The following is an 18,780-nucleotide window of genomic DNA, read 5'->3' on the forward strand; positions in this document are numbered from 1 at the left end:
GGGCAGCGCGTCGAGTTCACGCCGGAGGACTCCCAGAAAGGTCCGCGCGCCGGCGACGTTCGTCTCATCGAGAGCTAACGCCTCTCACCGGGCACCTATCCTCGAGAAACCCGGACATCCACCAACGCCACGTTTCCCAACAGGAGATCGAGAGGGCACTCTCGATCTCCGTTGGCTCAGGCGCGGGCCGGCTATTTTTCTGTTCTCCATAATGGCGGAAGCGCCTGGGAGTCGAACCCAGCCCTCCCGCTCGTGGCAGGAGGCAACCGGTTTTGAAGACCGGGAGAGCCACCGGGCCCCGTTCGCTTCCATTGACTGCGCGCGTGCAGTACAGGCGTAGCGCAGGCCTTCAGGCCTGCCTATGCCACATGGCAGGGCTAAAGCCCTGCGCTACGTACTCTCCAAGTTGGCGAGCGTCAGAAAGCCGGGCGTATCACTGAGATCATCGAGCACCACGTCTGCTCCGCACGCACGCAGGTCGTCAGCCGAGTAGATGCCGGTCGCCACCGAGATGCATCGCGCCCCGCCAGCACGCGCGCAGGCGACGTCGCGCGGCGTGTCGCCAATGATCAGCACGGCGTCCGGCTCAATCGAGGTCGACGTTCGGCGGCGGTACCGCTCGAGCGCCACCGGCAACAGCTCGTTTCGATCATACGCGTCGTCGCCAAACGCTCCCCAGCCGAAGTAGCGCCACAGGTCGTAGAAGCGAAGCTTGATCTCGGCGGCTTCGGGGAAGTTTCCCGTCAACAAGCCCAGCGTGACGTCGTCACGTGTGCCGAGGGCCGCGAGGAGCGACGGGACGCCTGGCAGCACGCCTGGGGCGCCGTCGCTTGCCGAGAGCTCGTCGCGCAAGAACGTGCGGTACGTGTCGCGGATCCGTGCAAGCAGCACGGCATCGAGCCGGCGTGCGGTTGACGACAGGACATCGCGCAAGATGATGCTGTCGGTGCGGCCAGCGAGCGCCACACGATTGATCTGGTCGGGAACCTCGCACACCGTCTGGAGCGCGCGCGTCATGGCGCGTAAGCCCGCGCCGCCGGTGGCGATCAAGGTGCCGTCGATGTCGAAGAGAAGGAGCTTCACGAGTTTGAGTCTTGAGTCGTGAGTCGTGAGTCGTGAGTTCTCAGGTTACCGCCAGAGTCGCCATCCTCGTGACGCCGGCGTTATTCGACCGGTGCTCGGATTGAGCTTCAGTCGCCGCCGCGCAATGGCATTCGCAAACGCGTGGTCCTCGCTCACGGCAACGACGGTGAGGCGACGTTCGGCGGCCCCGGCGACAGTCCGGACGAGGGCCCCAAAGGCAGCGCTGTCGGCTGCTTCGAGCGAAAGCGTCGGGTGCTCGAGCAGCAACAACGACGGCGCGAGCGCCAGGGCTCGTGCCAAGTGCAGGCGCATTCGATCGAATGGCCCGAGCTGAGCGGCTGGACGCTCGAGGGCCTCGCCGCCGAGTCCGACGTCGGCGCCTGCGGCCTCGGCACGTGCCGCATCCGCGGCGCCTAGCGGCTCGATCTGGACCGTGAACGGAAGCGCCAGGTTTTGCCGCACCGACAGGCGCTCGAGCAGCACATTGCGCGGCGTGACCAGGCCGAGTCGATCGAGCGAGGCGAGCCAGGCGTCACCATCGCCGATGTCCCTCGTGGACTGACCGAAGAGACGCACATTGCCGGTGTCCGGGATGACGAAGCCATTCAGGAGGTTGACGAACACTTCACCCGCCGCGGCGTCTAGGCCTGACAGCGCCACGCGCGCACCATGCTCCACCTCCAAGGCTTCGACGCGGAGTGGCCGGAGGCCGTGATAGTCCTTGACGAGATCGCGAATCTCAATGACGAGTGGCGTGTCCACGCGTGAAGTCTGGTCACGCGTTTGCCCGCGCAGCCTGTGTGGTGCGGGATCCACCGGATCGGCGCCCGCGCTTCCCGGTGTAGGCGCGCAGCTCACCGAGGAGCAGATTCAGGTGATCGCGCTCCTCGTCCGCGAACTCGAGGAAGATTCGCTTGCCTTCCGAATCCTCGAAGCGCTCACCGTACTTCTTGAAGAACTCGTACGACCCACGCTCGCAGCGAATGGCGATCTTCAGCGCATCGAGGTCGCTGGACACCTTGGTCAACTCTGTCGCCGCGGCCGAGAAGAGCCCGTTCGCGGCACCCTTGAAGAAGAGGAATGGCGGCCGCGCCTCGAGCTCGGGGTCTTGTTTGAGGAGCTCTTCATAGCGCGACTCGAGCTTGTGGAGATGATCCACCTCTTCGCCGGACAAGCGCTGGAAGATCGTGCGCGCGCGGGCGTTCTTCGTCATCCGCGCCGCGCGGGCGTAGAAGTCGCGGCCGGAGCGCTCGGTGGCAATCGCTATCCGCAAGGCGTCGCGCGCAAAGAGCATCTCGGTCGTCTTCTCGTCTCCCTGGGGGCGGCCGGTCCGGCACGCCTCGCACATGCCGTGGATCTGCAACACCGTCTGGCCCATGTCGAAGCCACGGACCGAGGCAACTTCCTCGACCAGCGACTCGATGTCGGAGCTGAGGAACTCGAACGACCGACCGCAGGACTTGCAGACCAAATGGAAGTGTCGAGGATGCCGATAGGAATGCTCGAAGCGGAATCGTCCCTCACCGAAGTCCACCTTGCGTGCGATGTCGTTCTGCACCATCCATTGCAGCGTGCGGTAGACCGTGGCACGGCTGATGCGGTGATCCTCCCGACGAATCAAGTCGACCAGATCGTCGGCGCTGAGATGCCCCTCCTGGCGCAGGAACACGTTCACGATGAAATCACGCTTGTTGGAGCGCTTGGTTCCCTCCGGACGCACGCGGTCGATTGACGTCTCGGTTCGATGCATGAGAATCGCTGTGGCCCTACCATAGGCGCAGGCCTTGTGACCTGCCACCTGCGGGCCCGGCAGGCCTGAAGGCCTGCGCTACGACTGTTAACTCACGTAAGCTCTGGGCTGAGCCCGCCCTATGCGCTGAACGACGACCCGCAGCCGCAGGTGCTCTTCGCGTTGGGGTTCTTGATCGTGAAGCCGCCGCCAGCGAGATTGTCGACGAAATCCACCTCGGCGTCCTTCAGATACCGTGAGCTGATAGGATCGACGAACAGCTTGATCCCGTTCGACTCGACGATCTGATCCGCATCGGTGGTGCCGTCACCCTCTTCGATCATCAGGCCATACTGGAAGCCAGAGCAGCCACCACCTTGCACGAAGACACGCAGGCCAGCTTCCTGCTTCTGCTCCTCGGTCAACAGCTCTTGGATCTTGGTGGCGGCGCCGGATGTCACGGTAATCATGTGTGCACTCCCTGACACGCGCCTCCCGTGGCGCACTATCACCTCAGTATACCGGCTGGCTTGCGACCGCAGCAAGCACGCATCCGCACCTGCGAGCAGAGAGCATTGGGCCCTCCAATCGCAGGACCTTCTGCTAGTCCACCGAGGTAAGTCCTCATGATGACGCGCTTTCCAGTCTTTCTCGCCGGCAAGTGGCTCGAGACACCGGCAGAGCTTCCGGTCACCAGCCCGTACGTCGCGCCTCGCCGACGAGCGTGAGTCCATCGCGCGCACGATCGCGCAGGAGGCCGGCAAGCCGCTGCGGGACGCGCGCCGTCAGCCCCGAACGCACGCAAACCGGCTGACCACTGGCCACTGACCCCTATTCTGATGCGATAGGATCCCCCTGGAGGTCCGATGATGCCCACCCGTACAGAACGCGACCCGCTCGGCGAGAAGGCAGTGCCCGCCGACGCGTACTATGGCATTCAGACACAACGTGCGATTGAGAACTTCCCGATCAGTGGCTTACGGGCGTCCGCCACGTTCGTCGTCGCGACGATGCTCGTGAAACGTGCGGCGGCGGAGGCCAACGTCGCCATCGGCCAGCTGGATCGGACGATCGGCGACGCCATCATGCGCGCCGCAGACGAAGTGCTCAGCGGCCAGCTCCGAGATCAGTTCGTGGTCGATGTGTATCAGGCGGGCGCCGGCACGTCGCACAACATGAACGCGAACGAGGTGTTGGCAAACCGCGCGTCGGAGCTCCTCGGTGAGAGTCGTGGCACCTACAAGCGCGTGCACCCCAACGATCACGTCAACATGGGCCAGTCGACCAACGACGTGTTTCCCACGGCGACGCGACTCGCGCTGCTGCTTGCCGCCCTGGAGCCTTCCGGCGATCTGGACGTGCCACCGGATGCGCGCACGCTCGAGGGAGCGCTGCCGATCGTCGTTCCAAGAAATGGGCCGGCGCTGTTTCAGCGCCCGACGTTGGTCGGCTCCGCCCGCGCGCTGGTCGGAACACTCGACGAGAAAGCGCGCGCCTTTGCTCACATCATGAAAGCGGGGCGCACACATCTGATGGATGCGGTGCCCATCACGCTCGGCCAGGAATTCAGTGGCTTTGCAGCGTCGGTCGCGCGAGCGGCCGACGAGGTGGAGCATGCGGCGCGCCCGCTCCACGAGCTGAATCTCGGTGCCACGGCCGTTGGCACCGGTCTCAATGCAGACCGCGCGTATACGGAAGGAGCCGCCGCGAATCTGGCGCGGTTGACCGGTCTCGACCTCGTACCTGCGGCAAACGCGTTCCGGGTGACGCAGAGCATGGGCGATGTGGCAGGCTTCTCGGGCGCCGTGCGTCGGTTGGCGATCGAGGTGGGCAAGATTGCGAGTGACCTGCGTCTGCTGGGCATGGGGCCACGTGCGGGTCTCTCCGAGATCCTGCTGCCCGCCGTTCAGCCGGGCTCGTCGATCATGCCGGGCAAGGTGAACCCGTCGGTGCCGGAAATGGTCAATCAGGTGGTGTTCCAGGTGATGGGCTGCGACATGACCGTGGCCGTGTCTGCCGAGCATGGGCAGCTCGAGCTCAATGTGATGATGCCGGTCATCGCGTGGAATGGGCTGCACGCGTGCACGATCCTCGCCAACGCGATGGAGGCGCTGCGCGTCCGTACGATTGAAGGCCTGGTGGCAGATGAAGCACGTTGTCGTGAGCTCCTCGACCGCAGCTCGGCCGCGGCGACCGCGTTGAGCCCATACATTGGCTACGCCGCCACCGCGGAGGTGGCCAAGGAGGCCGTCCGAACTGGTACGCCGATCCACGACATCGTTCGGACGCGCGGCCTCTTGCCCAAGGAAGAGATCGATCGCATTCTGTCGGTAGAGGCGATGACCTCGCCTGGCGTGGTCGGGCGTCAGAGCCCGCCCAAGGATCGGGATGCGACGGCACGTGAGAAGAGCTGAGGGCTATCGTTCGGCGCGCAGCCGCCCCGCGGTCTGGGCAGTCCCCGTCCTGTTGATGGCGTTGTGTGCAGCTGCCGCGGCCTCGGATGCCCAGCGGCAGGCGCATGCAATCCGCGAGCGCGGTCAGGTGCGGCTGTTCCCACCAGAAGAGCTGGGCTTGCTTGAAGGTCCGGACCGTGAGGCGTGGCAAATGCCCGACCAGGTCATGGACGCGCTCGGGCTTGCCGAGGGATCGAGGGTCGCGGATCTTGGTGCCGGCGGCGGCTGGTTCACCCTCCGTCTCGCGCGGCGCGTGGGTCCGAACGGCATTGTCTATGCTGAAGACATTCAGCCGCAGATGATCGACTCGATCAAGCGGCGTATGGACCGTGAAGGGCTGCGCAACGTGACGCTCAAGCTCGGCACGGCCAACGACCCGAAACTGCCGGTCGGTGCGCTCGATGCTGCCCTGATGGTCGACATCTATCACGAAGTCGTGCAGAAGGTGGAGCTACTGCGCAACGTCAAGCAAGCGCTCACGCCGACCGGTCGGCTCGGCATCGTGAACTACAAGACGGATGGGGGTGGACCGGGTCCCGATATTCGCCGAGTGGTGCCACAAGCCGTGATCAACGATGCGCGCGCGGCAGGGCTCCACCTGCTGGCGCACGAGACCTTCCTGCCGTATCAATACCTGCTGATCTTCGGTAAGGGCGAGCACGGCGCGTTCGGCGAACGCGCCCTACCACGGGGCGGAAGGTAGGGGCACCTCGCCGAGGCGTCCGAACGGCGAACGCGCCCTACCGCAAGCGGCCGACGAGCTTCCAGACGGATGGCAGCACGGCGGCCGCAATCACGAGCTTCAGCAGGTCGGCGACGAAGAAGGGGGCGACGCCAACCTCGAGCGCCCGCTCGAGACCCATTGCCGGCGGGACGTAAGCCAACCGCAACAGACCGCCGATGAACAGAATCGCGAGACCCGCCGCCATGGCCATCAGCGAGGTCAGATACCGACGGTCGAAACGGCGCTCGGCGAGCCATCCTGTGGCGAACGCAGCAAAGGGATACGCGAGAAGAAAACCAGCGGTTGGACCAAGAAGTCGCGCCGCACCTTGAGGGAGAAACGGAGACGCGGCAAAGACCGGGAGGCCCACCACGCCCAGCATGAGATAAAGGACCTGGCTGGCGAACCCGAGACGTGCGCCGAGCGCTGCGCCGCCGAGCAGCACGAGCGTCGGCTGCAACGTGAAGGGCACCGGCTGGAAGGGGATCGTCACCTGCGCTGCCGCAGCCGTGAGGGCCGTCACGAACAGCACTGCGCCAAGCTGCAGCGCACGTGAAGAAGCGCGATCGCCGGCCAGTCTGCCCAACAGTGTCGGCACCACAATCGCTCTCGGGGCATAGCCATTCGACATTGGCAAATTCTATAGCATGAAAAAGGCACTGACAATTGCGGGCTCGGACTCCGGCGGCGGGGCTGGCATTCAAGCCGACCTGAAGACCTTTGCGGCGCACGGCGTGTTCGGCACGACCGCGATCACCGCGATCACCGCGCAGAACACACGTGGTGTGACGGCCATGCAAGCGCTCCCTGCCGACCTGGTCACCGCACAGATCGAAGCCGTCGTGGAAGACATCGGTGTCGACGCGGTCAAGACCGGCATGCTGGCGACAGCGGCAATCGTGTCGGCCGTGGCGGCGGCGGCAGAGGCGCTCGAACTGCCATACCTCGTTGTGGACCCAGTGATGGTCGCCAAGAGCGGCGATGCGCTCCTCGAGCAGGAAGCCATCGAAGCCGTCAAGTTCGAGCTCTTGCCGCGTACCTACGTGCTGACACCGAACGCACTGGAAGCGGCATCGTTGACCGGCATGCCGGTGACCAACGTGGCCGAAGCGCACGAAGCGGCGCGCGCGCTGCATCGCCTCGGCGCGCGCGCCTGTGTGATCACCGGGGGCCACATCGACGGGCCACAGGTGATCGACCTGCTCTTCGATGGCCGGCACTTCATCGAGCTGAGCGGGCCACGATTGAGCACGCCACACACGCACGGGACGGGGTGCACGTTTGCAGCCGCGATCGCAGCCAATCTCGCGCTGGGCCGGACGCTCGAGGAGGCGGTCCGTGCCGCCAAAGCCTACGTGACGGGCGCGATCCGCCACGCCCCAGGGATTGGCTCCGGCCACGGCCCCATCAACCACATCTGGCAGCAGTCCAAGCCGTAGGCCGGGCTATACTCGAAAAGTGGCTGCTCCACGGTTTGCCGTCACGCCAGAGGAAATCTGCGTCGGCAGCCTCCTCGAGGCCGTGCTCGAGTTGCACCATGACAATGCCCGCATAACAAGCCGGGCCAGCCCGGGCGCCGCAGCGAGCTTCGTGGGGCTGGTGCGCAACGAGAACGCGGGACGCCGCGTCTTGTACTTAGAGTACGAAGCCTACGAGCCGCTGGCCTTGGCGATGTTCGAGAGGATTGCTGACGAGGTGACAAGGCGCTGGCCAGAAGTCGTCGTCGGTATCCACCACCGCACCGGGCGTCTCGAGATTGGCGAGGCATCGGTGGCCATCGTTGCTTCGTCACCACATCGCGCCGAGGCGTCCGGCGCGTGTCGTTACGTCATCGAGCGTGTGAAGCAGATCGCGCCCATCTGGAAGCGAGAAGTCTTTGAAGGTGGGAGGACCTGGATAGAGGGCGCCGTGGCGGATCCGGACGATCAGGCGGCGGCCGCCGAGGCATGGCGGCGAGCATGCGCGTGACGGTCAGACTGTTTGCGCGGCTGCGGGACGCCGTAGGCGCGGGAGAGCTGGTGCGCGAGGTGCCGCCCGGAGCCACCGTCGACGATGTCTGGCAGACCTTGGCTTCGGAGTGGCCCGCGATTGCCGCCTACCGCGCAAGCCTGTCATGTGCCGTCAACGCCGACTACGCTCGAATGAGTGCGCGTGTGGCGGAGGGTGACGAAATTGCCTTTCTGCCTCCCGTGTCAGGCGGGTAGCGGGTAGGGCGGGACTTGCCTGCTAAAGGGCCAACCTACCAATACCACTCAATAGTGACTCAATAGATATGGCTCTCGTTGATCGTCTCACCACCGTCGAAGCGCAATACGAGCGGCTGCTCGCGCGACTGGCCGACCCCGCCGTGCAGGCGGAGCCGCACGAGTATCGCACCGCAGCCAAGTCGGCCGCCGAGATGCAAGAGCTCGTCGAGCGTTACCGAGAGCTGAAGACGGTCGAGCAACATCTTGCAGAGACGCGCCAGCTCCTCGAAGGGGGCGACGCAGAGCTGGCCAGCTTGGCCCGTGAGGAGCTCGCAACGCTCCAGGCGAGGCAGGAAGCGCTGACGAGAGAGATTCGGCGGCTGCTTCTCCCCAAGGATCCCAACGACGAGAGGAATGTCATTCTGGAGATCCGCGCCGGCACTGGCGGCGAGGAAGCAGCGCTGTTTGCTGCAGATCTGTTTCGGATGTATCTCCGTTTTGCGGAGCGGCAGCGGTGGCGCGTCGAGCTCATGTCCAAGAGCGACGCCGATGCTGGTGGCCTCAAGGAAGCAATCGCACTGATCGAGGGCAAACAGGTGTACAGCCGATTGAAGTACGAGAGCGGCGTCCACCGTGTCCAACGCGTACCGGTGACGGAGGCCAGCGGCCGGATCCACACGTCGACGGCGACGGTTGCCGTACTGCCCGAAGCAGAAGATGTCGACGTGCAGATCGACCCGAAGGATCTCCGCATCGACACGTTCTGCTCGAGCGGCCCAGGCGGCCAGAGCGTCAATACCACGTACTCCGCGGTCCGTATCACTCACATCCCGACCGGCATGGTCGTCTCGCAACAGGACGAGAAGTCGCAGATCAAGAACAGGGCCAAGGCACTCAAGGTGCTGCGCACACGGCTCTACGAGATGGAGATGCAACGTCAGCAGGAGGCGATTGCGAAGGAACGGCGCGGGCAGGTCGGTACAGGCGAGCGCGCGGAAAAGATCCGCACGTACAATGCCCCACAGAATCGCATCACGGATCATCGTATCAACTTCACGACGCATCGCCTCGGCGACGTGCTCGACGGTGATCTCGGCGAGCTCGTAGAACAGGTGGTCACCCACTTCCAAGCGGAGAAGCTCAAGGAAGCAGACTTAGGGCCTGTCAGGGAATAAGTGTGCCGTTCTGGGTGTCGAGGCGCCCGTCTGGCAAGGCGCGAGGAGTGCGCATACCGGGAGTATGTAAGCGACGAGCAACGCTGCCAGACGGGATGCCTCGGCAGCCAGAATGGTGCACTTATTCCCTGACAGGCCCTTAGGTGAGGGGGTGTCCAAGTGACCGGGTGACCGGGTGACCAGGTGACAAGGTGACAAGGTGACAGGGCAGACGCTGCGAAGCTTTCTCCAACACGCGCAAGGCCGGTTCGTGCAAGCCGGCATCGCGCACGATGAAGCCGAGCTCGACACCGAGCTGCTGGCGATGCACGTACTCGGTTGGGATCCTGCGTCGCTCGTCACCCGATGGCGAGAGCCAGCTCCCACAGGATTTGCCGAGCGATACGCCGGGCTGACCGCGCGGCGCGAGGCACGTGAGCCAACGGCCTACATCGTTGGCGCCCGCGAGTTCTACGGCCGGCTCTTCGAAGTCACGTCCGCCTGCCTGGTGCCGCGGCCAGAGACCGAAGAGCTCGTGACCGCGGCGCTCGCGATCGGGGATCGCCTCGAGGCTGCTCCACGTATCGTGGACGTTGGCACTGGCAGCGGCTGCGTCGCGGTCACGTTGGCACTCGAACAGCCGCGCGCACGGATCGTCGCGACCGATGTTTCGGCCGATGCGCTCGCGCTGGCTCGAGTGAACGCCGTCCGTCTCGGTGCGGCTGGCGTCACATTTCTCCGTGGATCACTCGTGGAGGCGATTCGACCGCCCGAGCGATCGAAGGGCGCAGAGATCGGCATCATCGTTTCGAACCCGCCGTACGTCCCTCTTCGCGATCGCGAAGCGCTACAACCGGAGGTGCGCGAGTTCGAGCCGCCGCAGGCTCTCTTTGCCGGAGATGATGGGCTCGCGGTGATTCGACGGCTAGTGCAACAAGCGGCGGCGGTACTCCGGTCAGGCGGCTGGCTGCTGTTCGAGATCGGGGCCGGCCAAGCCGCAGAGGTCGAAGCGCTAGTCGACACTCGTCTATGGGCCTTGCGCGAGCTCCGGCCCGACTTGCAAGGCACCCCGCGCGTCGCCGTGCTCGAACGACAGTAGGAGGTTCAAGGTTCAAGGTTCAAGGTTCGAAGTTCGGAGTAGGAAGTCGGAGGTTGCTCGACACACCTCGAACCTCGAACCTCGAACCTGCTAGACTCGGGCGCATGTCCAGCTGCCTCTTCTGCAAGATCATTGCAGGCGAAATCCCCTCGACGAACGTGTACGAGGACGACCAACTGGTCGCGTTCATGGACATCAATCCACAGGCCCCTCTCCACTGCCTAATCGTGCCTCGCAGGCATGTCCCCACGCTGAACGACCTCACCGAAGGCGACAGCGGCCTGATTGGCGACATGGTTCGCCGAGCGTCGGCCATTGCACGTCAGCGGGGATACGCAGACGAGGGATACCGAACGGTGTTCAATTGCAACGCGGGCGCCGGCCAGTCGGTGTTTCACATCCACCTGCATCTGCTCGCAGGTCGCCCCTTCACCTGGCCGCCCGGCTAGGCGCCAGCCCCCCAGGACGCGTAAGGTACAATGGCAGGAACGTCTATGCCGGATTGGAGTAAGACAGTCAACCTGCCCCGTACGGAGTTCCCGATGCGGGCGAACCTGCAGCGCACAGAGCCGGCGGTGCTCGCCCGCTGGGACGAATCGCGCCTGTACGAGCAGATTCTCGCCGCGCGGCACGGCAAGCCGCGCTTCGTCCTGCACGACGGTCCGCCCTACGCCAACGGACGCATCCACCTTGGCCAGGCCCTCAACAAGATTCTCAAGGACTTCGTCGTCAAGTCGAAGACGATGGCAGGATTCGAAGCGCCGTACGTACCGGGCTGGGACTGCCACGGCCTGCCCATCGAGCTGAAGGTGGATCGCGAGCTCGGATCCAAGAAACGAGAGATGAGCGCGGCTGACTTCCGTCGCGAATGCCGGAAGTACGCCGAGAGCTACGTGAACCTGCAGCGTGAGGACTTTCGGCGGCTGGGCGTCCTCGGTGACTGGTCGAACCCGTACCTCACAATGAGCTACGGCTACCAGGCCGCCATCGTGCGTGCCCTGGGCAAATTCGTCGAGCTCGGGCAGGTCTACAAGGGCAAGAAGCCAGTCAATTGGTGCATTCACTGCCGCACGGCACTGGCCGAAGCCGAGGTCGAGTACGAAGAGCACGCATCGCCATCCATTTACGTCGAGTTTCCGCTGGCCGACGCCTCTGCTCAGGAGCTCGCCGCGCGGGCCCCAGCGCTCAGGGGCCGCGACGTTGCAGCCCTGATCTGGACGACGACGCCTTGGACGATCCCGTCGAATCTCGCCCTGGCGTTCCACCCGGCGCTGACATATGGCGCGTACGAGCTCGACGACCGGGTCTTCATCATCGCGGAAGGGCTCGCAGAAGCCACCTTCGGCAAGCGCGGCCTCACGCCGGGCGAGCCGCTCGCGCGGTTGACCGGGGACGCGCTGGAGCACATCAAGTTTCGCCACCCGCTGTACGAGCGCGACTCGCCGGGTGTGCTCGGGGAATACGTGACGCTCGAACAGGGCACGGGCGTCGTCCACACGGCACCCGGCCACGGCGCAGACGACTTTCACACGGGCGTGAAGTACGGCCTCGAGATCTACGCGCCGGTCGGACCAAGCGGCCACTTCCACGATGACGTCGGCCTCTTCGGCGGCGAGCGTGTCTTCGATGCCAATCCACACGTGGAGGCGGCGCTGGCCGAGCGAGGCCGACTGTGGTTCCGCGAGCCGTACCACCACCAATATCCCCACTGCTGGCGGTGCCACAATCCGGTCATCTTCTTGGCGACGCCGCAATGGTTCATTGCCATGGACCACGACGGCTTCCGGCAGCGGGCGCTCGACGCCATCAAGGGGGCGACGTGGCTGCCGGCTTGGGGTGAGGAGCGGATCCACAACATGGTCGCGCATCGGCCAGATTGGTGTATCTCGCGCCAGCGTGTCTGGGGTGTGCCGATCCCCGCGGTCTATTGCAACGGCTGCCGCGACGCCGTGCTCACGAAGCCGCTCATCGACCACGCGGCGGCCGTGTTCGAACAGCACGGCGCCGATGTCTGGTACGAGTGGCCGGTCGAGCAACTGGTGCCGGCGGGCTTCACCTGTCCAGCCTGCGGTGGAGCACAGTTCGAACCGGAGCGCGACATCCTCGACGTGTGGTTCGATTCGGGATCGAGCCACGAAGCGGTGCTCGACCGACGGCCAGAGCTCGGTTGGCCAGCCGACGTCTATCTGGAGGGAAACGACCAGTACCGCGGCTGGTTCCAGAGCTCATTGCTGGTGGGTCTCGGCACGCGCGGCCGGTCGCCGTACCATCAGGTCATCATGCACGGCTTCATCGTGGACGAAGATGGCCGCAAGATGTCGAAGTCGCGCGGCAACGACGTCACGCCCCAGCAAGTGATCGAGCAAAGCGGCGCGGAGATCCTCCGGCTCTGGGCCGCCATGGTCGATTACCGGGAGGAGCAGCGCTTCGGCAAGGAAATCCTCGCGCGCACGGTCGAGGCGTATCGGAAGCTGCGCAACACGCTGCGCTACCTCGTGGCGAACCTGTACGACTTCGACCCCTCCACAGACCGCGTGTCGCCGGAGCGCATGTTGGAAGTCGACCGCTACGCGCTGGCACAATACGCTGCGGCGAGCCTCGAGGTCTTGCGCGCGTACAATGCGTACGACTTCCAATCGATCTTCCACAAGGTGAACCAGCTCGTGACCGTCGATTTGAGCGCGTTCTACATCGACGTGTCGAAGGACCGTCTCTACACCCACGGTGCCAAGTGGGAATCACGGCGCTCCGCACAGACAGCGATGTACGTCATGGCCGACGGCCTCGCGCGGCTGCTCGCGCCCCTGCTGCCGTTCACGATGGACGAAGTGTGGCGCTCCTTACCAGGCACCCGCGAACCGTCGGTACATGCGGCGCTGTTCCCGGACAATGTCGACGAGCTCCACGACCCAGCGCTCACCGTCGAGTGGCGCAGCCTGTTGGCGCTCCGGGATGCCATCAACGCGGCGCTGGAAGCCCAGCGGCAGAGCAAAGTCATTGGTAGCCCGCTCGAGGCACACGTACAGGTCGGTGCGTCGGATCAAGAGTTGGCGCTCCTGCAGCGCCACGAGGCCGATCTACCGATGCTGTTCCTCACCTCCAGCGTAACCATACGAGATACGCGCTCACCCTCGCGTGCAGGTACGACGAGCGTGGCGGTCGACGTGCAGCGCGCATCTGGGACCAAGTGCCCGCGGTGTTGGCGGTATGTCGAGTCGATCTCGGATGAACCGGCGTTCGAGGGGCTGTGTGATCGCTGCGTTCAGGCACTGTCCGATCCGGAGCGCGATCCCGTCGGTGTCGGTGCTCCGACGGCTCCGACTCGGAGCGCGTCCTAAGTTTACGTATGCCGACCTGGATGTTCTCACCACGACGCCGCGAGCCTTGGGTCGCGGCGATCGTGCTCCTGGCCGACCAACTGACGAAGGGGCTCGTCCACGGGACGATTCACCTGCACGACAGCGTTCCGGTGATTCCGGGCTTGCTCAACTTCACGCACGTCCTCAACGAGGGCGCAGCGTTCGGCCTGCTGAATGCCGCGCAGTTCCGCTTCAAGCCGGTGATCGTGGCCACCATGGCGCTCATCGCGCTCGTGGCGATCATCGTCTATGCCGGCCGCTTCGCCACGGAGACGGCAAGCGCGCGCTACGGCTTGGCGCTGGTGCTGGCCGGCGCCGTCGGGAACCTGATCGATCGGGCCACCCGAGGCCACGTGTTGGACTTCGTCGACCTCTACTGGGAATCGTGGCACTTCTGGGCCTTCAACGTCGCCGACGCTGCCATCACCACAGGCGCCGCGCTCATCGTGGTCGACATGCTCTTTGCGAAACGCGATGTATCCACAGCTGTTTGAGATCCCACTGCCCGATTGGCTGCCGTGGCTCGGCGGCGAGCTGACCATCTACACGTACGGCCTGCTGCTAGCGGCGGCTTACCTTGCGGGGCTGCAGCTGGCGCTGGTCAGGGCGCGTCATCGCGGCCTCGACGCCAACCGGGTGATGGACCTCGGGCTCTGGATCATCATCGCCGCGCTCGTCGGCGCGAAGCTGCTCCTCGTCATCACGGACTTCGAATACTTCGTCGCCAACCCGCGCGACCTCGTCTCCATCGTCCGCTCCGGCGGCGTCTTCTACGGGGGCCTCATCCTCGCGGTGATCGTGGGGCTGTGGTACATGCGGCGGCATCAGCTCCCCACCTGGACGACATGCGATGTCATGGCACCGGGCATCGCACTGGGACACGTCGTCGGTCGCCTCGGGTGTTTCTTGGCCGGCTGTTGCTACGGCAAGCCGACGAGCGCTCCCTGGGGCGTCATGTTCACCGATCCGTTCGCGCACGACAACGTGGGCACGCCGCTCGGCGTGCATCTACATCCCACGCAGCTCTACGAGGCAGGGGCAGAGCTGATCATCCTCGTCGTCCTGCTCGCGACCGAGCGGCGACGCCGGCCGTTTGCTGGTCGTACTTTCTGGCTCTACATGCTGCTCTACGGCGTCTCGCGGTTCATCATCGAGTTCTTCCGGGGCGATCCTCGAGGCATGGTCGCGGGTCTCTCGACGTCGCAGTTCATTTCCGTCATCCTGGTGCCCCTGTCGGTCGTCATGCTCGTGCGGCTCTCGCGCCGCGGCCCTGCCCCGCAGCCCTCCCGCCGGCGGACGCAGGCGAAAGCGGCGTAAACAGGAACCGGGAAACGGGGACAGCCCCCGTTTTCGGTCTTGATGTTCGTAGAAACGAGCCGCGTCATCACCCGAAAACGGGGGCTGTCCCCGTTTCCTGTTCCTTTTTCTCCCCATGGCCAGTGAAATCATCACAGTCGAGGTTCCGCCGGAGCAGGCGGACGAGCGGTTGGACCGAACCCTGGCCGCGGTGGTGCCTGGCCGATCTCGCTCGCAGCTTCAGCGACTGGTGCGCGACGGCTGTGTCCGTGTGGACGATGTGGTCACCGCGCGGGTGAGCGAGCGGGTGCGTGCCGGCAGCCGCATCGAGGTGACCGTGCCAGCCGTGGCGCCGGCCCAGGCGGTGCCGGAGGAGCTGCCTCTCGACATCCTCTACCAGGATGAGGACCTGATCGTCGTCGACAAGCCGCCGGGCATGGTGGTCCACCCCGCCGCTGGCCATGCGACGGGAACACTCGTCAACGCGTTACTGCACGCCGTCAGCGATCTGAGCGGCGTCGGAGGCGAGCTTCGTCCTGGTATCGTCCATCGCCTGGACAAGGGAACGTCGGGAGTGATGGTCGTGGCGAAGAACGACCGCACGCACATGGCTCTGGCGCGGCAGTTTCACGATCGAGAAGTCGAGAAGGAATACGTGACGCTCGTCTGGGGCGTCGTCCAGGCAGGCCGCCGGATCGATGCGCCAATCGGCCGCCATGCCACCAATCGTCAGAAGATGTCGACGCGCGCCCGGCGCGCCCGAGCCGCTGTCACGCGTGTGGTGGCTGCCTCGCCGCTCGCGGGCGTGACGCTGCTGCACGTGGCAATTGCGACCGGACGGACACATCAGGTTCGAGTACACTTGTCGGCCATTGGCCACCCCGTTGTGGGGGATGCCACTTACGGCGGTATTCGGCGTCGATGGCCCGCGCATCTGCGTTCGTTGAGCGCCCTGGAGCGCCCCTTCCTACACGCCGAGCGGCTGGTCATCACGCATCCAGCCGATGAGCGCCGCATGGAGTTCAGAGCGCCGCTGGCCAGGGATCTAGACCAAGTGCTCGACGGCTTGCGTGCAGATCTGCAGCGCTTCGGTGAGGTGTGACAAAAGGTGAAAGGAGCTTCAATGCCCGTGACGAGCTACGCCAGAGCGCAACGAGCTGGGGTTGCGCTCGCTCCGATGTTGCTCATCGGCTCGATGAGCCTGGCGCAGGAGGCGCCGCAGGCGTTCTTGAACGCCCGCATCATCCCCATTTCGGGCCCCGTCATCGAGCGCGGCGTGCTCGTCGTTCAAGACGCGAAGATCCTGGCCGTGGGCCCGGCCTCCTCTGTGCAGGTGCCGAGTGGCGCGAAGCGCCACGACCTCGACGGCAAGACGATCATGCCGGGTCTGGTCGACACGCATAGTCACATCGGGGGCGGCTCTGGCGGCGATCGCTCCGCGCCAATTCAGCCGGACGTGCGCATCCTGGACGCGATCGACGTGAGGAACACGGGAATTCGGCGCGCACAAGCTGGCGGGATCACGACGGTCAACGTGATGCCAGGCTCCGGGCATCTGCTGAGCGGCCAGACCGTGTACCTCAAGCTGCGGCGCGGGCGCACGATCGACGATCTGCTGATTCGCGACGGGGAGGAACGCATTGCCGGCGGTCTGAAGATGGCCAACGGCACGAACTCCATTGACGAGCCGCCTTTTCCGGGAACGCGAGCGAAATCAGTAGCTCTCGCGCGCAAAGCGTTCGTCGAGGCGATCGATTACCGCGACAAGCTGAAGCGCGCTGGAGACGACCCGGAGAAGCGTCCCGCACGCGACCTCGGCCTCGAGACGCTCCTCGAGGTGCTCGACGGCCGGCGGGTCGTCCACTTCCACACGCATCGCCACGACGACATCCTCACCGTCATACGGCTGTCCAAGGAATTTGGATTCAGACCGGTTCTGCAGCACGTTTCCGAAGGGTGGAAAGTGGCCGACGAGATCGCCAAGGCAGGCCTTGCGTGCTCGGTGATCGTGCTCGATTCCCCCGGCGGAAAGATCGAAGCCAAGGATGTATCGCTGACCACCGGTGCGGTGCTGGACAAGGCGGGCGTGCTCGTCGGCTTTCATACCGATGACTACATCACCGATTCACGCCTCTTCCTTCGGTCTGCGGCCCTTGCCGTCCGCGCCGGCATGGCGCGCGACAGCGCTCTCGCAGCGCTCACAACGGCTGGTGCGCAGATGCTTGGCCTCGAGCCGCGGATCGGATCGCTCGAGGCAGGCAAGGATGCAGACTTCATCGTGCTCTCAGGCGATCCGCTGAGCGTCTACACACACGTCGAGCAGACGTGGATCGAGGGGCAAAAGGTCTTCGATCGCTCAAATGCCGAGGACCGTCTCTACGCCGTCGGCGGCTACGGCGCCAGCCGCGACAACGATGTTCACGTCGAGCTGGGCGAGGAGGCACGGTAATGGGAGTCGGGAATCACGATTCAGGGAGGGGGACAAGGCGGGGAATCTCGGCCTTGTTGGCAGTGATGGGAGTGCTCTTTGCGAGCACTGCCCACGCGCAGGTCGCCGTACGGGCAAAGACTGTCCACACGATGGCCGGCGCGGCGATCGAGAACGGCGTCGTGCTCGTGCGCGACGGCAAGATCGAGCGTGTCGGAGCGGCCTCAGGAATCTCCGTGCCGTCCGATTATCGTGTGCTCGAAGCGGAGGTGGTCACGCCGGGCCTCATCGATGCGCACTCGGTGGTGGGCTTGGCCGGGTATCTGAATCAACCGCAAGACTCCGACCAACTCGAGACTTCCGCGCCCATCCAACCGGAGCTGCGGGCCATTGACGCGTTCAATGCTCGGGAGCGCCTCGTCGAGTGGCTGCGCGGCTTGGGTGTGACAACCATCCATACGGGCCACGCACCGGGAGCGCTCGTCTCCGGTCAGACGATGATCGTCAAGACGACCGGCGCGGACACAGACGAGTCAGTGGTCGTCCCGACGGCGATGATTGCGGCCGCCCTAGGAAGCGCGGCCCTCGCCGAGGACGACAAGTCGCCAGGCACACGCGCAAAGGCTGTGGCGCTGCTGCGCGCGGAGCTCATCAAGGCGCAGGAGTACCTGGCGAAACGGAAAGATGCGGATGAACCACCAGAGCGCGACCTGACGCTCGAAGTGCTGGGGCAGGTGCTGCAAAGAGAGCGTCCATTGCTGGTGACAGCGCAGCGGGCAACCGACATCACCGCCGCGCTGCGCATCGCGGAGGAGTTCGACATCCGCCTGGTGCTCGACGGCGCAGCTGAAGCCTACCTCGTCACCGACGCCATCAAGGCTGCGGGCGTACCGGTGATCCTGCATCCCACCATGGCGCGTGCCAGTGGAGACCTCGAGAATCTCAGCATGGAGACAGCGGCCACGCTGCGAAAGGCGAGCATCCCGCTGGCCCTTCAGGCCGGTTACGAGGGCTACGTGCCCAAGACGCGCGTCGTGCTCTTCGAGGCCGCTGTCGCGTCGGCCAATGGTCTCACACGCGAGGAATCGCTCGCAGCCGTTACCATCGACGCAGCGCGCATCCTCGGGATAGACAAGCGGCTCGGCTCGCTGGAAGCTGGCAAGGACGCGGATCTGGTGCTCTTCGACGGAGATCCGCTCGAGTACACGTCGCACGTGGTGGGCGTGCTCATCGACGGACAGGTGGTGAGCTCGGAGCCGCAATAGCTTG

General features: G+C 65.0%; 19 protein-coding genes and 1 tRNA gene. 14 read left to right on the forward strand and 6 right to left on the reverse strand.

What is annotated here, in order from left to right; all coding sequences use genetic code 11:
- Positions 1 to 212: 212 nt before the first annotated feature.
- The 5 genes from GEV06_07515 to erpA all read right to left on the reverse strand — a co-directional run bounded on the left by GEV06_07515 (position 213) and on the right by erpA (position 3,282).
- Positions 213 to 310: transfer RNA gene (locus GEV06_07515), tRNA-Sec, on the reverse strand.
- 80 nt (positions 311 to 390) lie between these two features.
- A complete protein-coding gene (locus tag GEV06_07520) occupies positions 391 to 1,083 on the reverse strand; it encodes an HAD hydrolase-like protein (GenBank protein ID MPZ17743.1) in 693 nt (230 codons plus the stop codon).
- 45 nt (positions 1,084 to 1,128) lie between these two features.
- The gene (locus tag GEV06_07525; protein MPZ17744.1) at positions 1,129 to 1,953 is read right to left on the reverse strand and encodes an ATP-binding cassette domain-containing protein; all 825 of its coding nucleotides are present in this window, start codon (positions 1,951 to 1,953) and stop codon (positions 1,129 to 1,131) included.
- A complete protein-coding gene (locus GEV06_07530; GenBank protein MPZ17745.1) occupies positions 1,859 to 2,833 on the reverse strand; it encodes a hypothetical protein in 975 nt (324 codons plus the stop codon). The genes GEV06_07525 and GEV06_07530 overlap by 95 nt, the downstream gene beginning before the upstream one ends.
- Positions 2,834 to 2,952: 119 nt before the next feature.
- Positions 2,953 to 3,282, reverse strand: coding sequence for an iron-sulfur cluster insertion protein ErpA (gene erpA / locus GEV06_07535; protein MPZ17746.1), 330 nt, complete (start codon positions 3,280 to 3,282; stop codon positions 2,953 to 2,955).
- A 399-nt stretch (positions 3,283 to 3,681) separates the two neighbouring features.
- On the opposite strand from erpA, the gene aspA reads away from it, so the two are divergent.
- Together aspA and GEV06_07545 are read left to right on the forward strand one after the other, a co-directional pair.
- Positions 3,682 to 5,226 (forward strand): aspartate ammonia-lyase, encoded by a 1,545-nt coding sequence (gene aspA, locus GEV06_07540; protein ID MPZ17747.1) that lies wholly within the window; start codon positions 3,682 to 3,684, stop codon positions 5,224 to 5,226.
- Positions 5,201 to 5,968, forward strand: a complete 768-nt coding sequence (locus GEV06_07545) for a methyltransferase domain-containing protein (protein ID MPZ17748.1) — start codon at positions 5,201 to 5,203, stop codon at positions 5,966 to 5,968. Before aspA ends, GEV06_07545 begins: the two co-directional genes overlap by 26 nt.
- A 37-nt stretch (positions 5,969 to 6,005) precedes the next feature.
- On the opposite strand, the gene GEV06_07550 is transcribed toward GEV06_07545, so the two are convergent.
- Positions 6,006 to 6,620: a biotin transporter BioY gene (locus tag GEV06_07550; protein MPZ17749.1), complete on the reverse strand. Its 615-nt coding sequence runs from the start codon at positions 6,618 to 6,620 to the stop codon at positions 6,006 to 6,008.
- Between the two features lie 16 nt (positions 6,621 to 6,636).
- On the opposite strand from GEV06_07550, the gene thiD reads away from it, so the two are divergent.
- The 12 genes from thiD (at position 6,637) to GEV06_07610 (ending at position 18,776) form a co-directional block, all read left to right on the forward strand.
- Positions 6,637 to 7,428 carry a bifunctional hydroxymethylpyrimidine kinase/phosphomethylpyrimidine kinase gene (gene thiD / locus GEV06_07555; protein MPZ17750.1) on the forward strand — a complete coding sequence of 264 codons (792 nt, stop codon included), beginning with the start codon at positions 6,637 to 6,639 and terminating at the stop codon, positions 7,426 to 7,428.
- A complete protein-coding gene (locus GEV06_07560; GenBank protein MPZ17751.1) occupies positions 7,376 to 7,957 on the forward strand; it encodes a hypothetical protein in 582 nt (193 codons plus the stop codon). The genes thiD and GEV06_07560 overlap by 53 nt, the downstream gene beginning before the upstream one ends.
- Positions 7,936 to 8,193, forward strand: a complete 258-nt coding sequence (gene moaD, locus GEV06_07565; protein MPZ17752.1) for a molybdopterin converting factor subunit 1 — start codon at positions 7,936 to 7,938, stop codon at positions 8,191 to 8,193. The genes GEV06_07560 and moaD overlap by 22 nt, the downstream gene beginning before the upstream one ends.
- A 68-nt stretch (positions 8,194 to 8,261) precedes the next feature.
- A complete protein-coding gene (prfA, locus tag GEV06_07570; protein MPZ17753.1) occupies positions 8,262 to 9,350 on the forward strand; it encodes a peptide chain release factor 1 in 1,089 nt (362 codons plus the stop codon).
- A 199-nt stretch (positions 9,351 to 9,549) separates the two neighbouring features.
- Positions 9,550 to 10,428 carry a peptide chain release factor N(5)-glutamine methyltransferase gene (prmC, locus tag GEV06_07575; protein MPZ17754.1) on the forward strand — a complete coding sequence of 293 codons (879 nt, stop codon included), beginning with the start codon at positions 9,550 to 9,552 and terminating at the stop codon, positions 10,426 to 10,428.
- A 104-nt stretch (positions 10,429 to 10,532) separates the two neighbouring features.
- Positions 10,533 to 10,877, forward strand: a complete 345-nt coding sequence (locus GEV06_07580) for an HIT domain-containing protein (GenBank protein MPZ17755.1) — start codon at positions 10,533 to 10,535, stop codon at positions 10,875 to 10,877.
- A 45-nt stretch (positions 10,878 to 10,922) separates the two neighbouring features.
- A complete protein-coding gene (gene ileS, locus GEV06_07585) occupies positions 10,923 to 13,766 on the forward strand; it encodes an isoleucine--tRNA ligase (protein ID MPZ17756.1) in 2,844 nt (947 codons plus the stop codon).
- A gap of 8 nt (positions 13,767 to 13,774) precedes the next feature.
- On the forward strand, positions 13,775 to 14,281 hold the full coding sequence (gene lspA, locus GEV06_07590; GenBank protein ID MPZ17757.1) for a signal peptidase II: 507 nt from the start codon (positions 13,775 to 13,777) through the stop codon (positions 14,279 to 14,281).
- Positions 14,262 to 15,104: a prolipoprotein diacylglyceryl transferase gene (gene lgt, locus GEV06_07595; GenBank protein ID MPZ17758.1), complete on the forward strand. Its 843-nt coding sequence runs from the start codon at positions 14,262 to 14,264 to the stop codon at positions 15,102 to 15,104. Before lspA ends, lgt begins: the two co-directional genes overlap by 20 nt.
- A 115-nt stretch (positions 15,105 to 15,219) precedes the next feature.
- Positions 15,220 to 16,185, forward strand: a complete 966-nt coding sequence (locus GEV06_07600) for an RluA family pseudouridine synthase (protein MPZ17759.1) — start codon at positions 15,220 to 15,222, stop codon at positions 16,183 to 16,185.
- Positions 16,186 to 16,260: 75 nt separating this feature from the next.
- Positions 16,261 to 17,532 (forward strand): amidohydrolase family protein, encoded by a 1,272-nt coding sequence (locus GEV06_07605; GenBank protein MPZ17760.1) that lies wholly within the window; start codon positions 16,261 to 16,263, stop codon positions 17,530 to 17,532.
- Between the two features lie 65 nt (positions 17,533 to 17,597).
- Positions 17,598 to 18,776: an amidohydrolase family protein gene (locus GEV06_07610; GenBank protein MPZ17761.1), complete on the forward strand. Its 1,179-nt coding sequence runs from the start codon at positions 17,598 to 17,600 to the stop codon at positions 18,774 to 18,776.
- The last annotated feature ends 4 nt before the right edge of the window (positions 18,777 to 18,780 follow it).

The sequence above is a fragment of the Luteitalea sp. genome (genome assembly GCA_009377605.1).
Taxonomy (GTDB): domain Bacteria; phylum Acidobacteriota; class Vicinamibacteria; order Vicinamibacterales; family Vicinamibacteraceae; genus WHTT01.

Bases quoted from the DNA above. Each gene is read 5' to 3' on its own strand.
- GEV06_07530 (MPZ17745.1), bottom strand. From the start codon at position 2,833: ATGCATCGAACCGAGACGTCAATCGACCGCGTGCGTCCGGAGGGAACC.
- erpA (MPZ17746.1), bottom strand. From the start codon at position 3,282: ATGATTACCGTGACATCCGGCGCCGCCACCAAGATCCAAGAGCTGTTG.
- aspA (MPZ17747.1), top strand. From the start codon at position 3,682: ATGCCCACCCGTACAGAACGCGACCCGCTCGGCGAGAAGGCAGTGCCC.
- GEV06_07545 (MPZ17748.1), top strand. From the start codon at position 5,201: ATGCGACGGCACGTGAGAAGAGCTGAGGGCTATCGTTCGGCGCGCAGC.
- GEV06_07550 (MPZ17749.1), bottom strand. From the start codon at position 6,620: ATGTCGAATGGCTATGCCCCGAGAGCGATTGTGGTGCCGACACTGTTG.
- thiD (MPZ17750.1), top strand. From the start codon at position 6,637: ATGAAAAAGGCACTGACAATTGCGGGCTCGGACTCCGGCGGCGGGGCT.
- moaD (MPZ17752.1), top strand. From the start codon at position 7,936: ATGGCGGCGAGCATGCGCGTGACGGTCAGACTGTTTGCGCGGCTGCGG.
- prfA (MPZ17753.1), top strand. From the start codon at position 8,262: ATGGCTCTCGTTGATCGTCTCACCACCGTCGAAGCGCAATACGAGCGG.
- GEV06_07580 (MPZ17755.1), top strand. From the start codon at position 10,533: ATGTCCAGCTGCCTCTTCTGCAAGATCATTGCAGGCGAAATCCCCTCG.
- ileS (MPZ17756.1), top strand. From the start codon at position 10,923: ATGCCGGATTGGAGTAAGACAGTCAACCTGCCCCGTACGGAGTTCCCG.
- lspA (MPZ17757.1), top strand. From the start codon at position 13,775: ATGCCGACCTGGATGTTCTCACCACGACGCCGCGAGCCTTGGGTCGCG.
- lgt (MPZ17758.1), top strand. From the start codon at position 14,262: ATGTATCCACAGCTGTTTGAGATCCCACTGCCCGATTGGCTGCCGTGG.
- GEV06_07600 (MPZ17759.1), top strand. From the start codon at position 15,220: ATGGCCAGTGAAATCATCACAGTCGAGGTTCCGCCGGAGCAGGCGGAC.
- GEV06_07605 (MPZ17760.1), top strand. From the start codon at position 16,261: ATGTTGCTCATCGGCTCGATGAGCCTGGCGCAGGAGGCGCCGCAGGCG.
- GEV06_07610 (MPZ17761.1), top strand. From the start codon at position 17,598: ATGGGAGTGCTCTTTGCGAGCACTGCCCACGCGCAGGTCGCCGTACGG.